The 17847-nt window shown below is 57.6% G+C and carries 18 protein-coding genes and 4 pseudogenes; 7 read left to right on the top strand and 15 right to left on the bottom strand.

Going from position 1 to position 17847, the window contains the following annotated elements:
- Positions 1–243: 243 nt before the first annotated feature.
- Together NBG89_RS29180 and NBG89_RS29175 are read right to left on the bottom strand one after the other, a co-directional pair.
- Positions 244–1572 (bottom strand): dicarboxylate/amino acid:cation symporter, encoded by a 1329-nt coding sequence (locus NBG89_RS29180; protein WP_431324647.1) that lies wholly within the window; start codon positions 1570–1572, stop codon positions 244–246.
- Between the two features lie 109 nt (positions 1573–1681).
- Positions 1682–2356: a nitrogen fixation protein NifQ gene (locus NBG89_RS29175; protein ID WP_416068573.1), complete on the bottom strand. Its 675-nt coding sequence runs from the start codon at positions 2354–2356 to the stop codon at positions 1682–1684.
- 553 nt (positions 2357–2909) lie between these two features.
- Here NBG89_RS29175 and NBG89_RS29170 point away from each other — a divergent pair.
- Together NBG89_RS29170 and NBG89_RS29165 are read left to right on the top strand one after the other, a co-directional pair.
- Entirely contained in the window at positions 2910–3449 is a 540-nt protein-coding gene (locus NBG89_RS29170) for a peroxiredoxin (protein WP_416068782.1), read from the top strand.
- A gap of 370 nt (positions 3450–3819) precedes the next feature.
- Positions 3820–4842 (top strand): IS110 family transposase, encoded by a 1023-nt coding sequence (locus NBG89_RS29165; protein ID WP_416068574.1) that lies wholly within the window; start codon positions 3820–3822, stop codon positions 4840–4842.
- 254 nt (positions 4843–5096) lie between these two features.
- Here NBG89_RS29165 and NBG89_RS29160 read toward each other — a convergent pair.
- From NBG89_RS29160 to NBG89_RS29150, 3 genes and pseudogenes are all read right to left on the bottom strand, one after another.
- Positions 5097–5930: pseudogene (locus tag NBG89_RS29160) on the bottom strand (Tn3 family transposase); the annotation flags it as partial.
- A gap of 142 nt (positions 5931–6072) precedes the next feature.
- Positions 6073–6807: an IS21-like element helper ATPase IstB gene (gene istB / locus NBG89_RS29155; RefSeq protein WP_416068548.1), complete on the bottom strand. Its 735-nt coding sequence runs from the start codon at positions 6805–6807 to the stop codon at positions 6073–6075.
- A pseudogene (locus NBG89_RS29150) lies at positions 6764–7078 on the bottom strand (Mu transposase domain-containing protein); the annotation flags it as partial. The gene istB (NBG89_RS29155) and the pseudogene NBG89_RS29150, both read right to left, overlap by 44 nt.
- 187 nt (positions 7079–7265) lie before the next feature.
- Here NBG89_RS29150 and istA (NBG89_RS29145) point away from each other — a divergent pair.
- Together istA (NBG89_RS29145) and istB (NBG89_RS29140) are read left to right on the top strand one after the other, a co-directional pair.
- Entirely contained in the window at positions 7266–8777 is a 1512-nt protein-coding gene (gene istA, locus NBG89_RS29145; RefSeq protein ID WP_431324646.1) for an IS21 family transposase, read from the top strand.
- Positions 8778–8789: 12 nt separating this feature from the next.
- Positions 8790–9545, top strand: coding sequence for an IS21-like element helper ATPase IstB (istB, locus tag NBG89_RS29140; RefSeq protein WP_416068576.1), 756 nt, complete (start codon positions 8790–8792; stop codon positions 9543–9545).
- A 149-nt stretch (positions 9546–9694) separates the two neighbouring features.
- Here istB (NBG89_RS29140) and istA (NBG89_RS29135) read toward each other — a convergent pair.
- Positions 9695–10483 (bottom strand): annotated as a pseudogene (gene istA, locus NBG89_RS29135) (IS21 family transposase); the annotation flags it as partial.
- Between the two features lie 115 nt (positions 10484–10598).
- On the opposite strand from istA (NBG89_RS29135), the pseudogene NBG89_RS29130 reads away from it, so the two are divergent.
- Positions 10599–10703, top strand: a pseudogene (locus NBG89_RS29130) (transposase domain-containing protein); the annotation flags it as partial.
- Positions 10704–10722: 19 nt separating this feature from the next.
- Positions 10723–10938 carry a hypothetical protein gene (locus tag NBG89_RS29125; RefSeq protein WP_416068577.1) on the top strand — a complete coding sequence of 72 codons (216 nt, stop codon included), beginning with the start codon at positions 10723–10725 and terminating at the stop codon, positions 10936–10938.
- 46 nt (positions 10939–10984) lie between these two features.
- Here the strand turns inward: NBG89_RS29125 and NBG89_RS29120 are convergent, their stop codons facing one another.
- The 6 genes from NBG89_RS29120 to nifB form a co-directional block, all read right to left on the bottom strand.
- Positions 10985–11242: an AbrB family transcriptional regulator gene (locus tag NBG89_RS29120; protein WP_416068578.1), complete on the bottom strand. Its 258-nt coding sequence runs from the start codon at positions 11240–11242 to the stop codon at positions 10985–10987.
- Positions 11242–11364: a hypothetical protein gene (locus tag NBG89_RS29115; RefSeq protein ID WP_416068579.1), complete on the bottom strand. Its 123-nt coding sequence runs from the start codon at positions 11362–11364 to the stop codon at positions 11242–11244. Before NBG89_RS29115 ends, NBG89_RS29120 begins: the two co-directional genes overlap by 1 nt.
- 441 nt (positions 11365–11805) lie before the next feature.
- Complete coding sequence (nifT, locus tag NBG89_RS29110; protein ID WP_416068580.1) at positions 11806–12048, bottom strand: putative nitrogen fixation protein NifT; 243 nt, start codon at positions 12046–12048, stop codon at positions 11806–11808.
- Positions 12045–12371, bottom strand: a complete 327-nt coding sequence (locus NBG89_RS29105) for a nitrogen fixation protein NifZ (RefSeq protein WP_416068581.1) — start codon at positions 12369–12371, stop codon at positions 12045–12047. Before NBG89_RS29105 ends, nifT begins: the two co-directional genes overlap by 4 nt.
- A gap of 82 nt (positions 12372–12453) precedes the next feature.
- Complete coding sequence (locus NBG89_RS29100) at positions 12454–12648, bottom strand: 4Fe-4S binding protein (protein ID WP_069456679.1); 195 nt, start codon at positions 12646–12648, stop codon at positions 12454–12456.
- 34 nt (positions 12649–12682) lie between these two features.
- Positions 12683–14107: a nitrogenase cofactor biosynthesis protein NifB gene (nifB, locus tag NBG89_RS29095; protein WP_431324660.1), complete on the bottom strand. Its 1425-nt coding sequence runs from the start codon at positions 14105–14107 to the stop codon at positions 12683–12685.
- Between nifB and NBG89_RS29090 the strand changes: the two genes are divergently transcribed.
- Positions 14037–14183, top strand: coding sequence for a hypothetical protein (locus NBG89_RS29090; protein WP_431324667.1), 147 nt, complete (start codon positions 14037–14039; stop codon positions 14181–14183). The two genes, nifB and NBG89_RS29090, sit on opposite strands and share 71 nt — an antisense overlap.
- Before the next feature lie 204 nt (positions 14184–14387).
- On the opposite strand, the gene nifA is transcribed toward NBG89_RS29090, so the two are convergent.
- From nifA to NBG89_RS29075, 3 genes are all read right to left on the bottom strand, one after another.
- On the bottom strand, positions 14388–16034 hold the full coding sequence (gene nifA / locus NBG89_RS29085) for a nif-specific transcriptional activator NifA (protein WP_416068583.1): 1647 nt from the start codon (positions 16032–16034) through the stop codon (positions 14388–14390).
- A gap of 195 nt (positions 16035–16229) precedes the next feature.
- A complete protein-coding gene (locus tag NBG89_RS29080) occupies positions 16230–16523 on the bottom strand; it encodes a ferredoxin family protein (protein WP_416068584.1) in 294 nt (97 codons plus the stop codon).
- 13 nt (positions 16524–16536) lie between these two features.
- Positions 16537–17844: an FAD-dependent oxidoreductase gene (locus NBG89_RS29075; protein ID WP_416068585.1), complete on the bottom strand. Its 1308-nt coding sequence runs from the start codon at positions 17842–17844 to the stop codon at positions 16537–16539.
- Positions 17845–17847: the final 3 nt, after the last annotated feature.

Below are 17847 nucleotides of genomic sequence, written 5' to 3'. Positions count from 1 at the left end.
GCTTTGTCCCTTCTGTCAATCACTCATTAACTGCGTGGGCCGTCGAGGATCTGAGCGGAACCGATCGGGAGAATTCCGTCAAAATCGCTCTTTGCCCCTTGGGCGACAATCAAGAATGCGGGAAGGTTGGGGTAAATACCTGCTGCACAGACAGGCAGCCCGTGGTCGCGCCGCAAGAAAGTGGGCGCGATCTGCGAAACAGGTCGCGAAAAAAAAGGCATTTATCATCCGGCCTCAAGGGCATTACTCCGCTGGCTTGACAACCGCCGGCATGGTCTGGACCGGCGCCTTGCCTGCAAGGGCGGCTGCAAGATGCGCCCCGGCAAGCTCGCCTTCCCATTTCGCGACTACCACGGTCGCGACCGCATTGCCGACCAAGTTGGTTAGCGCCCGGCATTCCGACATGAAGCGGTCGATGCCGAGGATCAGCGCCATGCCGGCGATCGGTACGGATGGAACGACCGACAGAGTGGCAGCGAGCGTGATGAAGCCGGCGCCGGTGATGCCGGCGGCCCCCTTCGAGCTCAGCATGGCGACGAGCAGGAGCAGGACCTGGTCGGCGATGGAGAGCGGCGTGTCCGTTGCCTGGGCGATGAAGAGCGCCGCAAGCGTCATGTAGATGTTGGTGCCGTCGAGGTTGAAGGAATAGCCGGTCGGGATGACGAGGCCGACCACCGAGCGCTTGCAGCCCGCCTTCTCCATCTTGTTCATCAGACCCGGCAGCGCGGCTTCCGAGGACGAGGTGCCGAGCACCAGCAGCAACTCCTCCTTGATGTAGCGGATGAGCGAGAAAATTGAGAAGCCGTTGTAGCACGCGACCGCGCCAAGCGCGACGAAGACGAACAGGAACGACGTCAGATAGAAGGTGCCGATCAGCATGGCGAGGTTGGCGATCGAGGCGATGCCGTATTTGCCGATGGTGAAGGCCATGGCGCCAAAGGCGCCGATCGGCGCGGCTTTCATGAGGATGGCGACCAGCCGGAAGATCGGCAGCGTCAGCGCCTGCAGGAAATGGACGACGGGCTCGGCCTTGTTGCCGACCATGCCGAGCGAAATGCCGAAGAGGACCGAGATGAAGAGCACCTGCAGAATGTCGCCCTCGGCGAAAGCACTGACCAACGTCGTCGGGATGATGTTCATGAGGAAGCCGGTGACGGATTGCTCATGCGCCTTGGCCGTATAGGTGGCTACCGCCTTGGCGTCGAGCGTGGCCGGGTCGATATGCATACCCGCGCCCGGCTGCACCACATTCGCGACCACCAGGCCGATGACGAGCGCGAGAGTGGAGAACGTTAGAAAGTAGAGCATTGTCTTGCCGGCGACACGGCCGACCTTCGCGAGATCGGTCATGCCGGCAATACCGGTCGCGACCGTCAGGAAGATGACCGGCGCGATGATCATCTTGACGAGCTTGATGAAGGCGTCGCCGAGCGGTTTGAGCTCAGTGCCGATATCCGGATAGAAATGCCCGAGCAGGATGCCTGCGGCGATCGCTGCCAGCACCTGGACATAGAGGTGACGATAAAAGGGTGTCTTGCCGCGGACCTCCGCGTAAAGTTCTGCGATCGACATGATAGCCTCCACGGGTGCATGCATGTGTCGTAAACCGGGCACGCTGAATCGGCGAAGCGCAGCGGCCCGCAGCCGGAGTCGGCGGTGCCTACCTCAATGTTGGCTCCTACTAGGGCTCCACGCGAACACTTTCCCCTTCCTCAGGGGCAAAGCAGCTCTCCATTTCCTTGCATTCTTGGCAAGCGGTCGCCGTGCACAGCGAAAATCCCTCAGCCTCGCAGAGCTTGCGGTAAAAGTACTTCTTCCACCTCATGTTGTCGGTATTGCCGGCTGCAAGCCTGGGGAAATGGGTTGAGAGCAAACGGCTGAGTTCGACCCGATCGAAAAGGCCGAGCTCCCTCCAGAGATGGTCGTGGCGTAAAGCACGGCGGGCTATGATCTTGGCGAAACTTACGCTCGCGGGATCGTCCGGTCGAGCATGCGCGAGCAGCAGACCGCGCAGAAGCTCCTCCTCCATGCCAGGCTCCGCATCGCTGACGTCTTCCAGGGAGAAAGCGTGAATCGTTGGTGCGGGAAAACTGCGGTTCACGATGTCTCGAAGCTCGACTTGCGAAAGGCCCGTTGCCTCTGTCGCAGTTGCCTCGCCGGCATCGATCTCCTCAAGCGCACGCGAAAGGACACAAGTAAGCACGTACTGATCGAAATCCATTTTGAGATCTACGGACGGCCAGACTCCGGGGGCTAGAAGTTTGGACAATTGTCGCCAACCGGGCCGATCGGAGATTCCGGCTCCAAGGACTGTTCTCCCTTTCGACAAAGCGCGGACTTGAGCTAGATTTGACATGTTGCTTCCTTCCCTCTTCGTTCCACCACACCGAGCGCCCGCGGGTGCTTGCCGCAAGGCAATTCTGGCCAAGTCGGTTCAAGTGTCGTGCCAATCGAATCTGCCGAGCCGAAGAGGTAATTTTGTGGTTGCTATTCAAGGACTAAACGAAAGTCTGGCAGGAGCTCGGGGGGATGCGGCCGTGTCAGGAGGACGACAAGGATAACATGAGATGTCGGTTCTCTGCCAAGAGTAGCGGCCGGATACTCAACAGGAAACGCCGAACCGTAACGCGGCAAATCGGCCTCGCAGGCGATAGTACGCGCCAGCAGCTACCGGCCCATCGCGCCGACGGGCTGAGCCTTGAAAGGCGCCTGCTGGAGTTTGTGGCCAAAGGCAATACGCGCACACCAACATGGCCATGCGCGCCACAAAGCAGTGCTGCTGCAGTTTGGATGTCAAGTGGCACGGCTCTTGCTGCTTGCTCGTCGGTAGCCGCCAAGCTGCCAATCGCGGCGAAGACGCCGGTTCTCTTCCGAAGGATGCTGATGCCAATGAAGAAGGAGAAATGCAGATGCCAATGACAAAAAAAATTCCCTTCGTTGCCTTTCATACGCGCGTTCGCGACGAGACAGTGAAGGGGCCGAATCTCTACCGGTGGGAAGTCAGAACAACCGAGGATTACTTCAGCGGCAAGCGCGTCGTTCTATTTGCGCTTCCCGGTGCGTTCACCCCGACTTGCTCGACTCGGCAATTGCCCGATTTCGAGAAGCTATATGACGAGTTCCGGGATGCGGGGATTGAGTCGGTCTATTGCCTATCAGTCAATGATGCCTTTGCCATGAATGCGTGGGGTAAGGCCTTAGGGGTAGAAAAGGTCAATCTCATTCCGGATGGTTCCGGCGAATTCACTCGCAAAATGGGCATGCTGGTCGCAAAGCACAATGTTGGCTTCGGGATGCGCTCTTGGCGCTACGCTGCCGTGGTCAATGATGGCGTAGTGGAAAAATGGTTTGAAGAGGAAGGTCTCTCTGACAACTGCGAGTCCGATCCCTATGAGGTCTCTTCTCCGCAGAACATTCTCGAAACCTTGAGGACCGCTCCCGCCTCTTGAGCGGTCCCCAACACGATTTTGATGCTTCTGTGGATGTCCCCGCCGCTGAGCAGGGCAAAAGACGGAGTTCCCCACAGTCAGCGCGTTTCGTCCGACGCGCTGCCCGCTATAGCCTCTACGCTTCGCCCTTCTGGGGTCAGAACAAGAGCAGTCCGAAATCGTACGCTTAGGGCGAACGGAATGAGAACTTATGCGACCCGCCGTAGCCCGGCTGGCAGACGGAGCGATCGAAATCCGTTCGGCATCTGATGTTCGGCATCCCAGGTGTAGATGCCGGTAAGGTTGATGTGATGTGTTGAGATGGACGGCTCCTGCTCCGCAACCGCTGTGCCATAGTGGCATGCGGTCAGAAACGATAGAGGAGCAGTTCATGAGAAAGATTACGACGATTGGCCTTGATCTGGCGAAGAATGTCTTTCAGGTACATGGCATCGATAACCTCGGGAACGTTATGGTTCGGCGGCAGCTTCGGCGAGGCGAGGTACTACGGTTTTTCCGCGGTATCCAACCGTGCCTTGTGGGCATCGAAGCCTGCGGAAGCTCGCATTACTGGGCTCGGGAAATCGAGAAGCTTGGGCATGTCGTCAAACTCATGCCGGCTGGGTACGTGAAGCCCTACGTGAAAAGAGGCAAGACAGATGCAGCCGATGCTGAGGCTATTTGTGAGGCCGTAACACGGCCGACGATGCGGTTCGTCGCTGCGAAGTCTGCCGATCAACAGTCGGTACTGATGATGCACAAGGTTCGTGAGCTTCTTGTTCGCCAGAGAACGATGCTGATCAATTCATTGCGTGGGCACTTGAGCGAATTCGGCGTCATCGGTGCTGGCGGGGCAAAGAACGTCCCCAAACTTGTCGAGCATTTTCACGAGATCCAGGGCAGCTTGCCGGAGCTGGCGCGCGCAATGCTGTGGACGATTATTGATCAATTGCAGCGATTAGGCGCCGAAGTCGTAAAGATCGAAAAGAAGATCGTAGACAGTGTCAGAGCTGACGCAGCAGCACGACGCCTTCTCTCGATACCAGGTGTGGGACCCATAACAGCGAGCGCCATCACCGCGGCGGTGTCGGACATTAGAAACTTTTCCTCCGGACGGCGCTTCGCTTCCTGGTTGGGATTGACGCCAAGACCGCACAGTTCCGGCGGAAAGGAACGCATGAGCGGCATTAGCAAGCAGGGCGACGGATATATTCGAAAGCTATTGGTTGTCGGTGCAACCGCAATAATCCGTTTCGCAAAGGATGGAAGCAGCGCCAGTCACGATTGGGCTGTGAGCCTGATGGACCGAAAGCCAGCAAGGGTCGTAACCGTCGCGCTCGCGAACAAAACAGCGAGGATTATCTGGGCGCTCCTGGTCCGCGAGCAGCAGTATATGAAGTCCGTTGCGGCTTGAATGAGATTTCGGGCGTAACTTTACGTCCGAGATGGCGGAGAGGTGCTGAAATGTGATGATCAAGCCGGTCGGACCGGAGACGAGGAAAGCCCCTGGGAGCATTGAGCTTGTAAAGCCCGATGATGTGTTTGGGACCTTGTCTGCGGACTTCATCATGGCCAGCGACCCGTAGGTCGCACGAGTAGGCCGGACACATGATTGCAATCGACCGAGAGATATCGTATGAATCACCACTGTGCCGCAGGAGCCGTCCACACATGTTCCCAACCGAGCGGCGAGATGTGCTTCAACAGAGTATCAGGAATATCTTGACCTGCTCGTTTCAGCTGTGTGATTGCACGGTCGAGATAGACGGTATTCCAATGGACGATCGCACTGACGACGAGGTTGAGACCAGAGGCGCGGAACGCCTGGCTTTCGAACGACCGGTCGCGGATCTTGCCTCGCTCGTGGAAAAAGACAGCGCGTTTCAGCTTATGGGCGGCCTCGCCCTTGTTGAGACCGGCTTCGCATCTCCGCCGTAGTGCCGGGCTTGAGTACCATTCGATCATGAAGAGCGACCTTTCGATACGCCCGAGTTCGCGGAGCGCCCTCGCGAGATGGCTTTGCTTCGGAGATGCGGACAGTTTCTTGAGGATTGTAGACGGCACCACGGACCGCGTCGTGATTGACGCGGCGAGATGGAGTAGATCGTCCCAATGGTCGAGAATCAGGGTGGTGTTGATCGGCGCCCCGATATGGTTCGACAGGGTCGGATATGCGTCGCTCTTCTCGAACGTGTGGAACTTCCGGTCTTTGAGATTGCGCAGTCGCGGTGAGAACCGCTTTCCGATCAATGCGAACAGCCCGAAGATATGATTACTGGCCCCGCCTGTGTCGGTAAAGTATTCATGGATGTCGAGGACCGTGTCCTGATCGAAGAGCCCATCGAGCACATAGGCCGCCTCGCTCTCGGTCGGACTGATGGGCAAAATGCTGAAATAGCCGTACTGATCAGACAGATGGCTATAGAATTTCGATCCGGGTTCGCTGCCGTAATGCAAATTGATGTCTCCGCGCTTTGCAGCCCGGTCGCTCGCACGGAAGATGTCAATCGGCTTCGTAACGGGACCCCATATCGGCTTCCAAAAGGGACCCCTTCCTCTGGTTGCATAGGGTCAGCGCGCGTAGGCCCGGAGCTGTCCATTTAGCGCAGGGGCCTGCGGGCGCGGGTTGTTTGTCTTTTCGGCTTTAGCTTTGAGAGCGGTTTTTGAAGCGCCAGGATTCATTCCCGGTCTCAACGATTTCGCAATGGTGGGTGAGCCTGTCGAGCAGAGCGGCGGTCATCTTCGCGTCGCCGAACACGGCCGGCCACTCGCCGAACGCCAGGTTCGTCGTGACGATGATCGAGGTCCGCTCGTAAAGCCTGCTGATCAGATGGAAGAGGAGCTGTCCACCGGCCTGGGCGAATGGGAGATAGCCGAGCTCGTCCATGATGACGAAGTCGAGCCTGGTGATGAAGTCGGCAAGCCGCCCCTGTTTGCCGCTACGTGCTTCTGTCTCGAGCCGATTGACGAGGTCGACGACGTTGAAGAAGCGGCCTCGTGCGCCGTTGCGGATCAGGGCACGGGCAAGCGCGATGGACAGGTGGGACTTTCCCGTGCCGGTCCCGCCGACCAGAACGATGTTGTGCTGCTCGGCGAGGAAGGCTCCGGTCGCGAGTTGGCGCACCAGCCCTTCGTTGACCGGCGTGTCGGTGAAGTCGAAGTCGTCGATGTCCTTGGCCAGCGGCAGCTTGGCAACGGTGATCTGGTATTTGATGGAGCGCGCCTGCTTCTCGGCGATCTCCGAGTTCAGCAGGTCACCGACGATGCGCGGCGGTTCGTGCTGGCGCTTGATGCCGGAAGCCATGATCTCGTCATAGGCGCTGCGCATGCCGAACAGCTTCAGCGTGCCCATCATGTCGAGGATTTGCGAACGTTCCATAGGCATGTATCTCGGCTGGGCGACCGACCGCGGTCGACAGCACTGAGTATTTGTTGTTGTCGAAACGCACGAGGCAGGTCTTGCCGATCGAGGCTTGCACAGCATGGAAGCCGTCGAACTTACCCGGATAGCTGACCAGATGCGGCTTCTCCGTTTCGAATACCTCCCAGATCGTGCGCTCCGTCTGATCGACATGCTTATGAGCACGGGCGTAGCTGATGCACTTGTCCAGCAGCCAGCCATTCAGCTCGTCGTAGGATTTGATGCGGATTCCGACGTGAAGCCGGCCGCCAATCCGACCAAAGACCGGCCACCATTCCGATTTGAAGCCGGCCACCATTCCAATCAAAATCCGGCCAGTTTTCGACACTGAAGATACCCCCTGGGTCAGCAACTTTGGCATCAATCACCTCGCGATGAACGAGGACATTTTGATGCCGGCAAAGAGAAGGCTGACCATGAGACAATTAAGACAAATGCTTCGGCTTGCCGGAAGCGGGACGAGCTCCCGCGAGATCGCCGTCGTATTGGGAATAGCCCGCAGTACGGTGCAGGATAATCTTCAGCGCGCAGCAGCAGTTGGGTTGAGCTGGCCCCTACCGGGGGAACTGACCGATGACGCGCTCGAGAACAAGCTCTTTGCGCGCAATGGCGTCAAACAGGGCACGAGACGACGCGTCGAACCCAACTGGGCCGAGCTTGCCGTCGAGCTCAAGAAGCCCGGCGTCACCCTGCTTATCCTCTGGGATGAGTATCGTGGGTCGCATCCAGAGGGTTACGGCTACAGTCGCTTTTGTGAGCTCTTCCGTGGCTTTGAGCAACGGCTTTCGCCGACGATGCGCCAGGAGCATGCGGCCGGCGACAAGGTCTTCGTCGACTATTCCGGCAAGAAGATTCCGATCGTTGATCGCAAGACCGGCGAGATCCGCGAAGCGGAGATATTCGTGGCGGTGCTGGGCGCGTCTAGCTTCACCTATGCGGAGGCGACCTGGACGCAAACACTGCCGGACTGGATCGGCTCACATGTCCGGATGTTCCGCTTCTTTGACGGCGTTCCCCGGCTGATCGTTCCCGACAATCTGAAGTCAGGCGTCAGTCGCGCCAGTTTCTATGATCCCGAGATCAACCGCAGCTACGGCATGATGGCTTCTCACTATGGCGTCGGCGTTCTTCCAGCACGGCCACGAAAGCCCAGGGACAAATCTAAAGTTGAGAACGGGGTCCGTTTTGCCCAATCGTGCATCTTAGGGCGTCTGCGCAATCACACGTTCTTCTCGCTTGCTGAGGCTAATGCTGCCATTGGCCAGGCACTCGATCGCATCAATGATCATGTCATGCGCCGGCTCGGCGTCAGTCGCCGGCAGCTGTTTGAGAGTGTCGAGCGCGCCGCGCTCGCCAATCTTCCCGGTGAAGACTACGAATTCGCCGAATGGCGTTTGGTCCGCGTGTCGACCGATTATCACGTCGAGTTCAAGACCTTCCTCTATTCCGTACCGCATGGCCTCATTCGCCAGCAGGTTGATTTGAGAGCGACGGCACGCACCATCGAGATCTTCCACCGCGGCAAGCGCGTCGCCGTTCATCAGCGGCGGTATGGCGGCACTCGGCATGGAACCGACCCGGATCATATGCCCAGTTCCCATCGGCGATATGCCGAGTGGACACCCGATCGCTTTCGGCGCTGGGCTGCATCCATTGGGCCGCAGACCGAAGGTTTGATCACTGCTGTTCTTGCCAGTCGTCCGCATCCTGAACAGGGCTTTCGAACATGCCTGGGCATTCTGCGCCTGTTTCGCGATATCACGCGAGATCGGGCCGAGGCGGTGTCAGCTCGCGCTGTCGAGATCGGCGGTCTGAACTGCAAGAGCATCGCCTCGCTCCTGGCCAACCACAGGGCCGCGCGCCATTCCACCGAACCGACGGCCATCGTTGATCACGCAAATCTGCGTGGCCCCGACTACTTTCATTGAGGAGACAAACCAATGCTGAGCAATCCCACCATCGACATGCTGCGCGAACTCGGCCTTTACGGCATGGCAACAGCCTTCCAGGAGCTTGACGCACAATCCGAAGCCCGCGGTCTTGAGCATGGAGAATGGCTTTCCATACTGCTCGAACGGGAGGCCACCATGCGCCGACAGAAGCGCTTCGAAGCCCGTGCCAGGGCCGCCAAACTACGCCATGATGCACAGATCGAGAATGCCGACTTTCGGGCCGCTCGCGGCCTCGATCGCAACCTGTTCATGGCGCTTGCCGGCTGCGACTGGATCAGAAAGCATCACAGTCTCCTCGTCACTGGGCCAGCCGGCGTCGGCAAAAGCTGGCTTGCCTGCGCGCTTGGTCACAAAGCATGCCGCGAAGACTTCTCCGTCGCCTATCACCGGGTTCCTCGGCTGTTCGCCACGCTCGCACTTGCAAGAGGCGACGGGCGATACGGCAGGATCCTCAAATCCTTGGCCAAGACCGACCTGCTGATCCTTGATGACTGGGGACCGGAAAAACTCAACGATGATCAGCGGCGCGATCTCCTCGAGATCATCGAAGACCGCTACGAGCGGCGCTCGACGATCATCACCAGTCAGGTGCCCCTGGATCGCTGGTACGAAATCATCGCAAACCCAACGCTTGCCGATGCCATCCTGGATCGCCTCGTTCACAACGCCTATCGCATCGATCTCACCGGCGAAAGCATGCGAAAACAGCGCTCGCCAGTCGCACCCGAAAACACCAAAGCTTGACCTGAAACGAAACCAGATCCAAACATCAGACAGACCCAGGATCAGTCCGAGAAATGGCCGCCTTCAAATCGGAACGCCGGCCGGAATGAAATCGGAATGACTGGCCGGCTTCAAATCGGAATCGATGGCCGGCTTCGTCGGAATACGCAGGATTTGAAGCGCAGCCGCGGCGTGAAGAAGCGTTCCCGCACCAGATTGACCTGGTTCTCGACCTGGCCCTTCTCCCACCCCGACGCCGGCGTGCAAGCCACCGGTTCGATCAGATAATGGCTGCACATCTGCAGGAAGCGGCGATTGTATTGCCGTTCATTGCCGACGAAGACCGTCTCCACCGCGGTCTTCATGTTGTCGTAGATGCCGCGCGTACAGGCCCCGCCGAAGAAGGAGAATGCCCGGTCATGGGCGTCGAAGACCATCTCCTGCGTCTCGCGCGGGTAGGCTCTCACATACATCATCCGGCTATGGCAGAGCCGGACATGCGCCACCTTCACCGTCGTCGTCACACCGTTCAGCACGACGATCTCGTGGCTCCAATCGAACTGGTAGGCCTCGCCCGGCGCGTAATAGAGTGGCACATAGGCCTCCGCCGTCACGGACCCGCGCTCCTTCGCCCACGTCCGGGCATAGCGTCGGACGGTGTCGTAACCGCCTTCGTAGCCCAGATCGCGCAAATCCTCGAATATCCGGATCAGCGTCAGCCGTTCGCGGGAGGATTTGGCTTCATTGGCAAGCAGCATTCCATCGAGCTGATCGCGCCAAGGGCCGAGCTTCGGCTGAGGCTGACGGGTCCGCTCGTATTTGAATTCCGTCTCATCGGTGCGCAGAACCTTCCGCACCACTTTCCGCGATATGCCCAGCTCCCGGCAGATCGCCTTGATCGACTTACCCTGCACACGGGAAAGCCGCCGTATCTTCAGAATTGTCTCCACAACAAGCATCCAAATAAAAAGCCTCCGATGAAACCGGAGGCTGTTGTAACCCCATCGCAGATGGGGGTCCCGTTTGGACGCCGATCACCCCATTTGCGGGGTCCTTATTCCATGCCTAATCACAGCCTATCTCACGGACGTCATCACCAAGATCGTCAATGGCCATCCGAACAGCCAGATCGATGACTTGTTGCCATGGTCATATCGCCCGGATAAAATGCTCGGATAAGTCCACGAGCGGGTATGTCATGACCGAGAAAAACACTTGGGAACAGGACGGAATTGATTCCGGTTGGTTCTTCGCCAAGGACGTCGGATCGTTGCGAAGCAACGTCAGCTACCGCCCCGGCGGTTGGTGGTTCCTGGCGAAATGGCTACCCGATACTGTGGAACATGATATCGGGCCATTCAAAACAAAAGTCGCAGCAATGGCTGAAGCGGAGCGCCTTGCGGCCCTGCAGTGACAATGACACACGTCAAGCGTTGAATACCGTGCTGTCAGAACAGCGCCTACAGTGAATCGGCATGCTTGAAGACCGCAGGCGAGAACGACCCTCCCAGCATTACACCAATTGCAGCGGTCATTGGCAGTCGAGCCAAGGGAGGCATCGCCACCGGCAGCTTGAACAGCGCAGCCACGCCGGTGGCGATGATTGCGCCGGCGAACCAGGCGAGCGGCATACCGAAGTGCCATATCACCCAACCGCTAAGAGCTCTCAGCGAGAGAGTGAGGGCAAATTTGGCAACTGACGCACCGTACTTACTCATCACGCATCATCGGCCATAGGACGCCCGGTCGCGTAATAGGTGACCTTCGGTGCGATATAGCTCGCGTCGTTTGCATTGCCGAGCGGGTAGATAAAGCGGTGCGACGCCTTTGGCCGGATCAAAGCCTCATCCGTTGGGACAAATTAGCAGTGAATGCAGCCGACTTGTCGGATCGCTTGGCGCCGAGAACCATCACACGACCTTCGCAATTCCTCTTGTGCACGGGGATTGGGATGCTACGGCCGAAGACGGTGACACCGTTAATCATCCTGGCCAAACCTTCGCGCTCCACAAATCGCGTCGTCGTCACGCCGCGATCGTTAGACTTCAGTTCCCCACGGCAGCAACGGGGTCCCTTCCATTGGCAGGCGCACTGCGGCAAGTCGTGGGGCTTGAGAGTGATGCACCGCCGGCGTGAAGGACAACGGCTGCTCTACCGCACGAGAGCAGAGGGTACGTACCAAGCAGACCTGACCTATTCGACGCCACAGGTTCATCCGCGCCGGGTCACGCTGCGTCGGATCGGGGCTCCGAATGACGACGCCCGGAAGTCAGTGTTGATTTCATGATGTTTCTCTTTGGGCTATCATACCAACATCGTCGTTCACGATCTTTCTTGCCTCGACGGTGGCCGGTAGACGGGTGTCCTTTGGAAGCTCGGGCAGTAGGAGCCGCCAGCCGTTTGCAAGCACCACAACGCCACCCCATAGGCTTTCGTTCTCCATCTCGACGATCGGCTCTTCGAGATCCTTCCTGGGAACATATGCTGATAAGCCATTGTCGGTTCTGCGAATTGTTACTTTCATCTGCCTTTTCCTTCGCTCCGATGCGTGCATTCAGTAGCAGTTTTCAGACTTGGGACCTCGTCGAGGCTCATCAGTTCACGCGCACGCATTCCTACGACGATGCCACGATCAATCCATTCGACGGCATAGATGTAAAACTGCTGGAGAAAAGTCCCCACATCGCGCACAAAACCCGCGTCGCCTTTCCTGACGAGGCTTGCTCCGATCTCTTTCCCGGGATAGGTGCCGTCATTCTTGATGTGACGTGTGGCACAAACCCGCTCACCCGGCATAAACCGCGGAGGATTATGGATTTCGACCTCCTCTTCGCGTCCAACACCCATCCCCATTTCTTTCATCGTTGCGGTTACACAGGGAAGACTCATGGCCGGCCGCGCGCGTAAGCTCGGCCATTGCATTCCGGGTTTAAGCCGGCACGCAGGTCTTCGGCATCGGACATACCGAGGCGCATTGCTGGGCCTCGTAAACTCCCTCGCATTCGGTGCACTTGTCAGGGTCAATCACGTACTTCTCGCCCTTCAACTCGATGGCATCGGAAGGACATTCGAACTCGCAGGCACCGCATTGGGTGCATTGGGATGCGATGATTTTGAAGGCCATTGATCAACTCCTGTTTGTGTCTGGATAGGCAAGCTCAAGCTGTTGCCTGCGATGGATCGATGCCATGCTCAGCGGCGTAAAGAGCGCTAATCGCGGCTTCGATGTAATCATAGCTAAATGCCTCCGTTGCCCGGATCCCAGCTTCCATGAGCTGCTTCTTGGGACAATTTCCAATCTTGGCACACAACACTACGTCTATGCCTTCGAGTGCAGCAATGATACCACCGAGGGTGCCCTCCTCGCCCCAGCCCCCACGGCAATACGGCTCGATCTTGCGATGCCCCACAAATTTAATCCCTGTCTTCGAGGCTTCATAAACTTGGAACTCCTTCGCATGGCCGAAGTGTTCGTTGATGCGTCCGCCCCCCTTCGTCGCAACAGCCACTTGAAGCGACCCGCGCGTGCTCATTGATGCAAGCGTCGTCATAGCCTCGTTCTTAGCTGCCAAATGGTCATCGAGGATGCGTGCAACCACCTCGCGGTAGGCACGACGCTTGCCACCGTTGTAGCCAAATTCGGGCGGAATGTGGTCGAGCGTGAACTCCTGGCCGCGATCAGTGCCGAGAAGGCCGACTGCATCGGCGCGGCACTGTCGGCAGTGACGCATCAGCTTGGCGCCACCTTCGAGACGATCCTGAAGCGCCTTCAGTTCGAGCGCATTTGGGCCGCGCTGTCCGGTGAGGCCAAAACAGGTGCCGTGTGCCGGGTCGGAGATCAGCGGCATGACGTTGTGCAGAAATGCGCCGCGCTTTTTGACCCATTTGTTGACTTCGATCAGGTGCTGGTCATTGACGCCGGGGATCATCACCGAATTAATTTTTGTTAGGATGCCGCGTTCGCTCAGCATCTCAAGCCCCAACATCTGCCGCTCATGCAGAATTTTGGCAGCATCCATACCGGTGTATCGGCGATGACGATAAAAGATCCACGGGTAAATCTTCTCGCCGACTGCGGGGTCAACCATGTTGATGGTGATCGTCACGTGGCTGATGTTCAATTCGGCCAACTGATCGACACGCTCCGGCAGGGCAAGTCCATTGGTGGAAATGCATAGCTTGACGTCCGGGATCTCCCTAGCGACGCGTTCGAAAGTCGCCCTCGTCTTCTCCCAATCGTAGCAGGCATCGCCCGGACCCGCGATGCCGAGAACGGAAAGCTGCGGCAATTCGTTGGCGACGGCAATCACCTTACGCAGCGCCTGGTCCGGTGTCAGCTTTTCCGAAACGACGCCAGGCCGACTTTCGTTGGAGCAATCATATTTACGATTGCAGTAATTGCATTGGATATTGCAGGCTGGTGCGACTGCGACGTGCATACGCGCAAAATAGTGGTGCGCTTCTTCTGAAAAGCATGGGTGATCCTTGATCTTCTCCCAGGTAGCCGAATCCATGTGGGTTGGCCTCGAGGACAAGCCGCAGGACGAGGATGCGCAGCCACCGGATTTCGCGGTTGTCAGCAACTGCCCAGAGGATGTCGTCTTGGCCAGGCTTTCAAGCGAAATAATCGGTGCACTCATCGAACAGCTCCACTGGTGAGTAAGGTCGTTGTCAAATATGCAAGCGCTGTGCCAACCAAATCAGATCGTAATTTCAACACGTTGTTGTTTCGTGTTCGATTTGCGCCAATTGCTCCGACGCCGTTTTGTCGAAGTCGCGACAATAAGCGGCCAAATTGGACAATAGACCCGCGTGCCTGAGGAAGAGGGGTTGCTCACGCCCAAGATAACGTCGGCTCACCACTTAGATCTTCTTCACCTGTATACGATGGCGACGCAATGCATAGCCAACTTGCCGCGGTGTGAGGCCTAGAATCCGAGCTGCCTTTGCCTGAACCCAGCCGGCCTTCTCCATAGCACTGATTAGCAACTCGCGGTCGGTTAGATGTGGTGCCACCGTTAAGCCGGCCGGTCCGGTGGAGTAACCGAAGCTGACCGGGGATTCGACCGTCCCATTGAGTGTATTGCCCGCAAGTGGCCGGTCAGCGCTTTTCCAGAGCATTGAAGAAAGGCATTGGTCTTTCAGACAGGAGAAATCTGATGGAAGGATCGTCCCCGAACGCGCGAGAGTGGCGGTCCTCCGGACGCAATTTTCAAGCTCTCGGACGTTGCCGGGAAAGTTGCATTTTGACAAGAGCTCGAGCGCAGCCGGCGTGAATGTGAGATCCCGATTGTTTTCTCGGTTGAATCGGTCGAGGAAAACCCTCGCAAGGCGTGAAATATCTCCATTTCGCTCCCTGAGAGGCGGCAAAAATATGGGTACCACATTGATCCGGTAGTAGAGGTCGGCCCTGAACTCCCCATCCGCGACTGCCGCCTCTAGATCCTTGTTCGTGGCGCATATGAGTCGAACGTCCACCTTGAGTGTTTTTGTGCCGCCGACTCGCTCAAGCTCACCCTCCTGCAGGACGCGCAACAGTTTCGCTTGAAAGACCGGCGAAATCTCGCCGATCTCATCGAGCAGCAGGGTTCCACCGTGCGCCAATTCGAAACGACCGGCGCGCTGGGAGATGGCCCCAGTAAAGGCGCCCTTTTCATGTCCAAACAGTTCCGATTCCAGCACACCTGCAGACAGTGCGGCGCAGTTCAACTTCACGAAGGGCTTCTTTCTTCGAGGTGAAAGCTCGTGAATGGCCTTTGCAAAGAACTCCTTGCCTGTGCCGCTTTCGCCCCTGAGAAGTACTGCAGAATTGGTTATTGCAACAACTTTCACGCTTTCGACCACCTGTTTGAGCGCAGGGCTTTCCCCAACGATCCAATCGATTTTTGTGAGGCGCTGGCCAGGTTCGGGGAGTTCCTTCTTGCCTGAACTAGTTTTGCGGGCTCCTTCCTCGCCCAAGGTTGGTTGACCATCGCGGCTCTGGTGGCGATCCAACCGAACGGCCCGGGCCGCAAGGTTGGCAATCATGGACAGGAAACGTACCTCTTCCTCAAATTGTATCCTGGTGCCGCCATCCTTGATGCGGTCGAGCCATAGCGTTCCAAGCGTTTCTTGATCCACCTTCATCGGGACGCCAAGGAAGGTGGTCGGGCCGGTGGCATTCGAGCTGGTTTGGAGCTCAGCCTGGAACAGGTCCGACTTGCAAGTGTCCGGCACGACCAGTGGCGCGCCTTTTGCGACGATTCTGTCTATTGCAGCCTTCGCCGGAATGCAGCGAGCGCCTTGAGATGCTTGCTCCACGCCAAGCGCTGCAACCATCTCGGGCGCTCCTCCAGCATTCAGAACGACGATTGCGCCGCGCCGCATTGGGAGCATTGCGGAGAGGGCGCTAATGACATTGGCAAGCTTGGCCTCGAGACTGGCTGGACCAATCAAGACTTTCGATACCCGATAGATACCGCTGGCCCAAAAATCCGGTTTGTGCATAGTTTGAGCGGATCGTTCAGTCATACCCTCATTGAGCCCATTGTGCAGCATTTCAGCCTGGAGACACCGTCTGGACCGCTCATGCTCCCAACGAAAACCCACCGCGATGCTAATATTATTAGGTGCTTACATCGGCACTTGAGAGTACGCGAATGTAGCCGTCTTGCTCGACAAAAGCGAGATGCTTTTGGGTTTCATGAGGACTAGAGTTAGCTGCTATTAACCGAATTTGAAGAGGACACCGAATCCACCTCGTGGGTAGCTCCAATCGATATCACCGTTTGCTTCGCACAATACTCTACATGTACCGCACTCCATGCACCCGTCAGCAGTAACTTCGACTTGTCCGTTTTCATTTACCTCATAACATTGGGCTGGGCAGATCCGCGTCAGTGCGAGCAAGTTTGCGCTCGGAGACAGATGCGGTCGCACTTTAATATGCGGCCGCCCCGCGTCCACCAGATAGCGATTCTGGTAAAGCCTGTCCTCGATGCGAACGAATGGAGCTGTCATCTCGTTTCTCCCTTTAGCGCCAAGCAAGTGCCAAGCGGACCGCGTCGCTGAACAGTCCCCATCGCGAACGTGCCTTGACAAAGGCGGCCGTAGTCGCTTTTTCCTTCTCGATCTTGGGTGTGCCGTCGACGCGCACGAAATTTTGCGCTGCCTTGGACAGCAGCTGCGGGTACGTAAGAAAAAAGTTGCGTGAGTTCGTGTGGAGCAGGGCAGGCATGTCCTTGTATTTTTTTAGGTCTTTCACAACAAAAGATTTGTCCAGCATGGCCTTGTAAAGGGAGAGGTTTTCCTGGGCCATCGAGCATCCTTGGCTCTTGATTATGGAGATCGCCTCGCCGGCGATGCGGCCCGACGTCATGGCGAGATTAGAGCCCTCGCGATGCACGGCATTGTTAAGCTGCCCCGCGTCACCAACCACAACCCAGCCGTTTCCAAAGAGCTGCGGAATTGCCTTGTACCCACCTTCCGGAATAAGGTGCGCCGCATATTCCTTAACCTCCGAACCCGCAAGTAGTGGGCGGATTGATGGGTGGTCCTTGAAGCCGTCAAGAAGGGTATACGGACTTTCCATGGTCGCTGCGAAATCGGAGACAAGGCAGCCGAAACCGAGTGAGACTGATTCCTTGTTGGTATAAAGAAATCCCAATCCGGCCATTCCGCGCGAGATTGTCCCAGCCGCTTCAATAACACAGCCTTGATCGCCGGTAAGGCCGAAGCGCTCGCGGATGACCTCTTCCGGCAGGAAATGCATTTCCTTGACAGCGAGTGCCACGGCCTCGGGTTTCGGCACCTTGCGAAATCCTGCTCTCGTGCCGAGCAGGCCGTTGACACCTTCTGCGAGGACGACCACTTCCCCGTGGATGGGATCGCCAGCACGATCGGTGCGTACGCCTATCACCTTGCCCCCGCCATCGACAACCAGCTCCGTCGCGGTCGTCTCGCACAGAACTGTCGCACCGGCCTCGCGCACTTTGCGCGAAAACCACTTGTCGAACTGGGCGCGAATGATCGTGTAGCGGTTCGGCGTCGGCTCATTAAAATCGTCCGACCGGTAGTGCACTCCGGTGTGCGAAGTGTCGTCCATCAGCCAAAAACGCTGCTCGATTAGATGCCGCTCAAGAGGTGCGTCATCCCGAAAATTCGGAATGATTGTCTCCAGCATGTTGGCGTACAGTATGGCGCCTTGGACGTTCTTGGAGCCCGGGTACTCTCCGCGTTCCAACTGCAGCACCTTTAGGCCGCGTCTTGCCATCGTGTAAGCAGCCGCGTTTCCAGACATACCGGCGCCGACGACGATAGCGTCGAATTTCTCGTTGGTCATAGG

The organism is Rhizobium sp. YTU87027, assembly GCF_050644135.1.
Classification (GTDB): Bacteria; Pseudomonadota; Alphaproteobacteria; order Rhizobiales; family Rhizobiaceae; genus Rhizobium.
Note: the sequence above shows the minus strand (reverse complement) of the source record. Positions and strands in the feature narration are given on the sequence as shown.

Coding starts and splice junctions, on each gene's coding strand:
- NBG89_RS29180 (WP_431324647.1), bottom strand. CDS start 1,572: ATGTCGATCGCAGAACTTTACGCGGAGGTCCGCGGCAAGACACCCTTT.
- NBG89_RS29175 (WP_416068573.1), bottom strand. CDS start 2,356: ATGTCAAATCTAGCTCAAGTCCGCGCTTTGTCGAAAGGGAGAACAGTC.
- NBG89_RS29170 (WP_416068782.1), top strand. CDS start 2,910: ATGCCAATGACAAAAAAAATTCCCTTCGTTGCCTTTCATACGCGCGTT.
- NBG89_RS29165 (WP_416068574.1), top strand. CDS start 3,820: ATGAGAAAGATTACGACGATTGGCCTTGATCTGGCGAAGAATGTCTTT.
- istB (WP_416068548.1), bottom strand. CDS start 6,807: ATGGAACGTTCGCAAATCCTCGACATGATGGGCACGCTGAAGCTGTTC.
- istA (WP_431324646.1), top strand. CDS start 7,266: ATGAGACAATTAAGACAAATGCTTCGGCTTGCCGGAAGCGGGACGAGC.
- istB (WP_416068576.1), top strand. CDS start 8,790: ATGCTGAGCAATCCCACCATCGACATGCTGCGCGAACTCGGCCTTTAC.
- NBG89_RS29125 (WP_416068577.1), top strand. CDS start 10,723: ATGACCGAGAAAAACACTTGGGAACAGGACGGAATTGATTCCGGTTGG.
- NBG89_RS29120 (WP_416068578.1), bottom strand. CDS start 11,242: ATGAGTAAGTACGGTGCGTCAGTTGCCAAATTTGCCCTCACTCTCTCG.
- nifT (WP_416068580.1), bottom strand. CDS start 12,048: ATGAAAGTAACAATTCGCAGAACCGACAATGGCTTATCAGCATATGTT.
- NBG89_RS29105 (WP_416068581.1), bottom strand. CDS start 12,371: ATGGGTGTTGGACGCGAAGAGGAGGTCGAAATCCATAATCCTCCGCGG.
- NBG89_RS29100 (WP_069456679.1), bottom strand. CDS start 12,648: ATGGCCTTCAAAATCATCGCATCCCAATGCACCCAATGCGGTGCCTGC.
- NBG89_RS29090 (WP_431324667.1), top strand. CDS start 14,037: ATGTGGGTTGGCCTCGAGGACAAGCCGCAGGACGAGGATGCGCAGCCA.
- nifA (WP_416068583.1), bottom strand. CDS start 16,034: ATGACTGAACGATCCGCTCAAACTATGCACAAACCGGATTTTTGGGCC.
- NBG89_RS29080 (WP_416068584.1), bottom strand. CDS start 16,523: ATGACAGCTCCATTCGTTCGCATCGAGGACAGGCTTTACCAGAATCGC.
- NBG89_RS29075 (WP_416068585.1), bottom strand. CDS start 17,844: ATGACCAACGAGAAATTCGACGCTATCGTCGTCGGCGCCGGTATGTCT.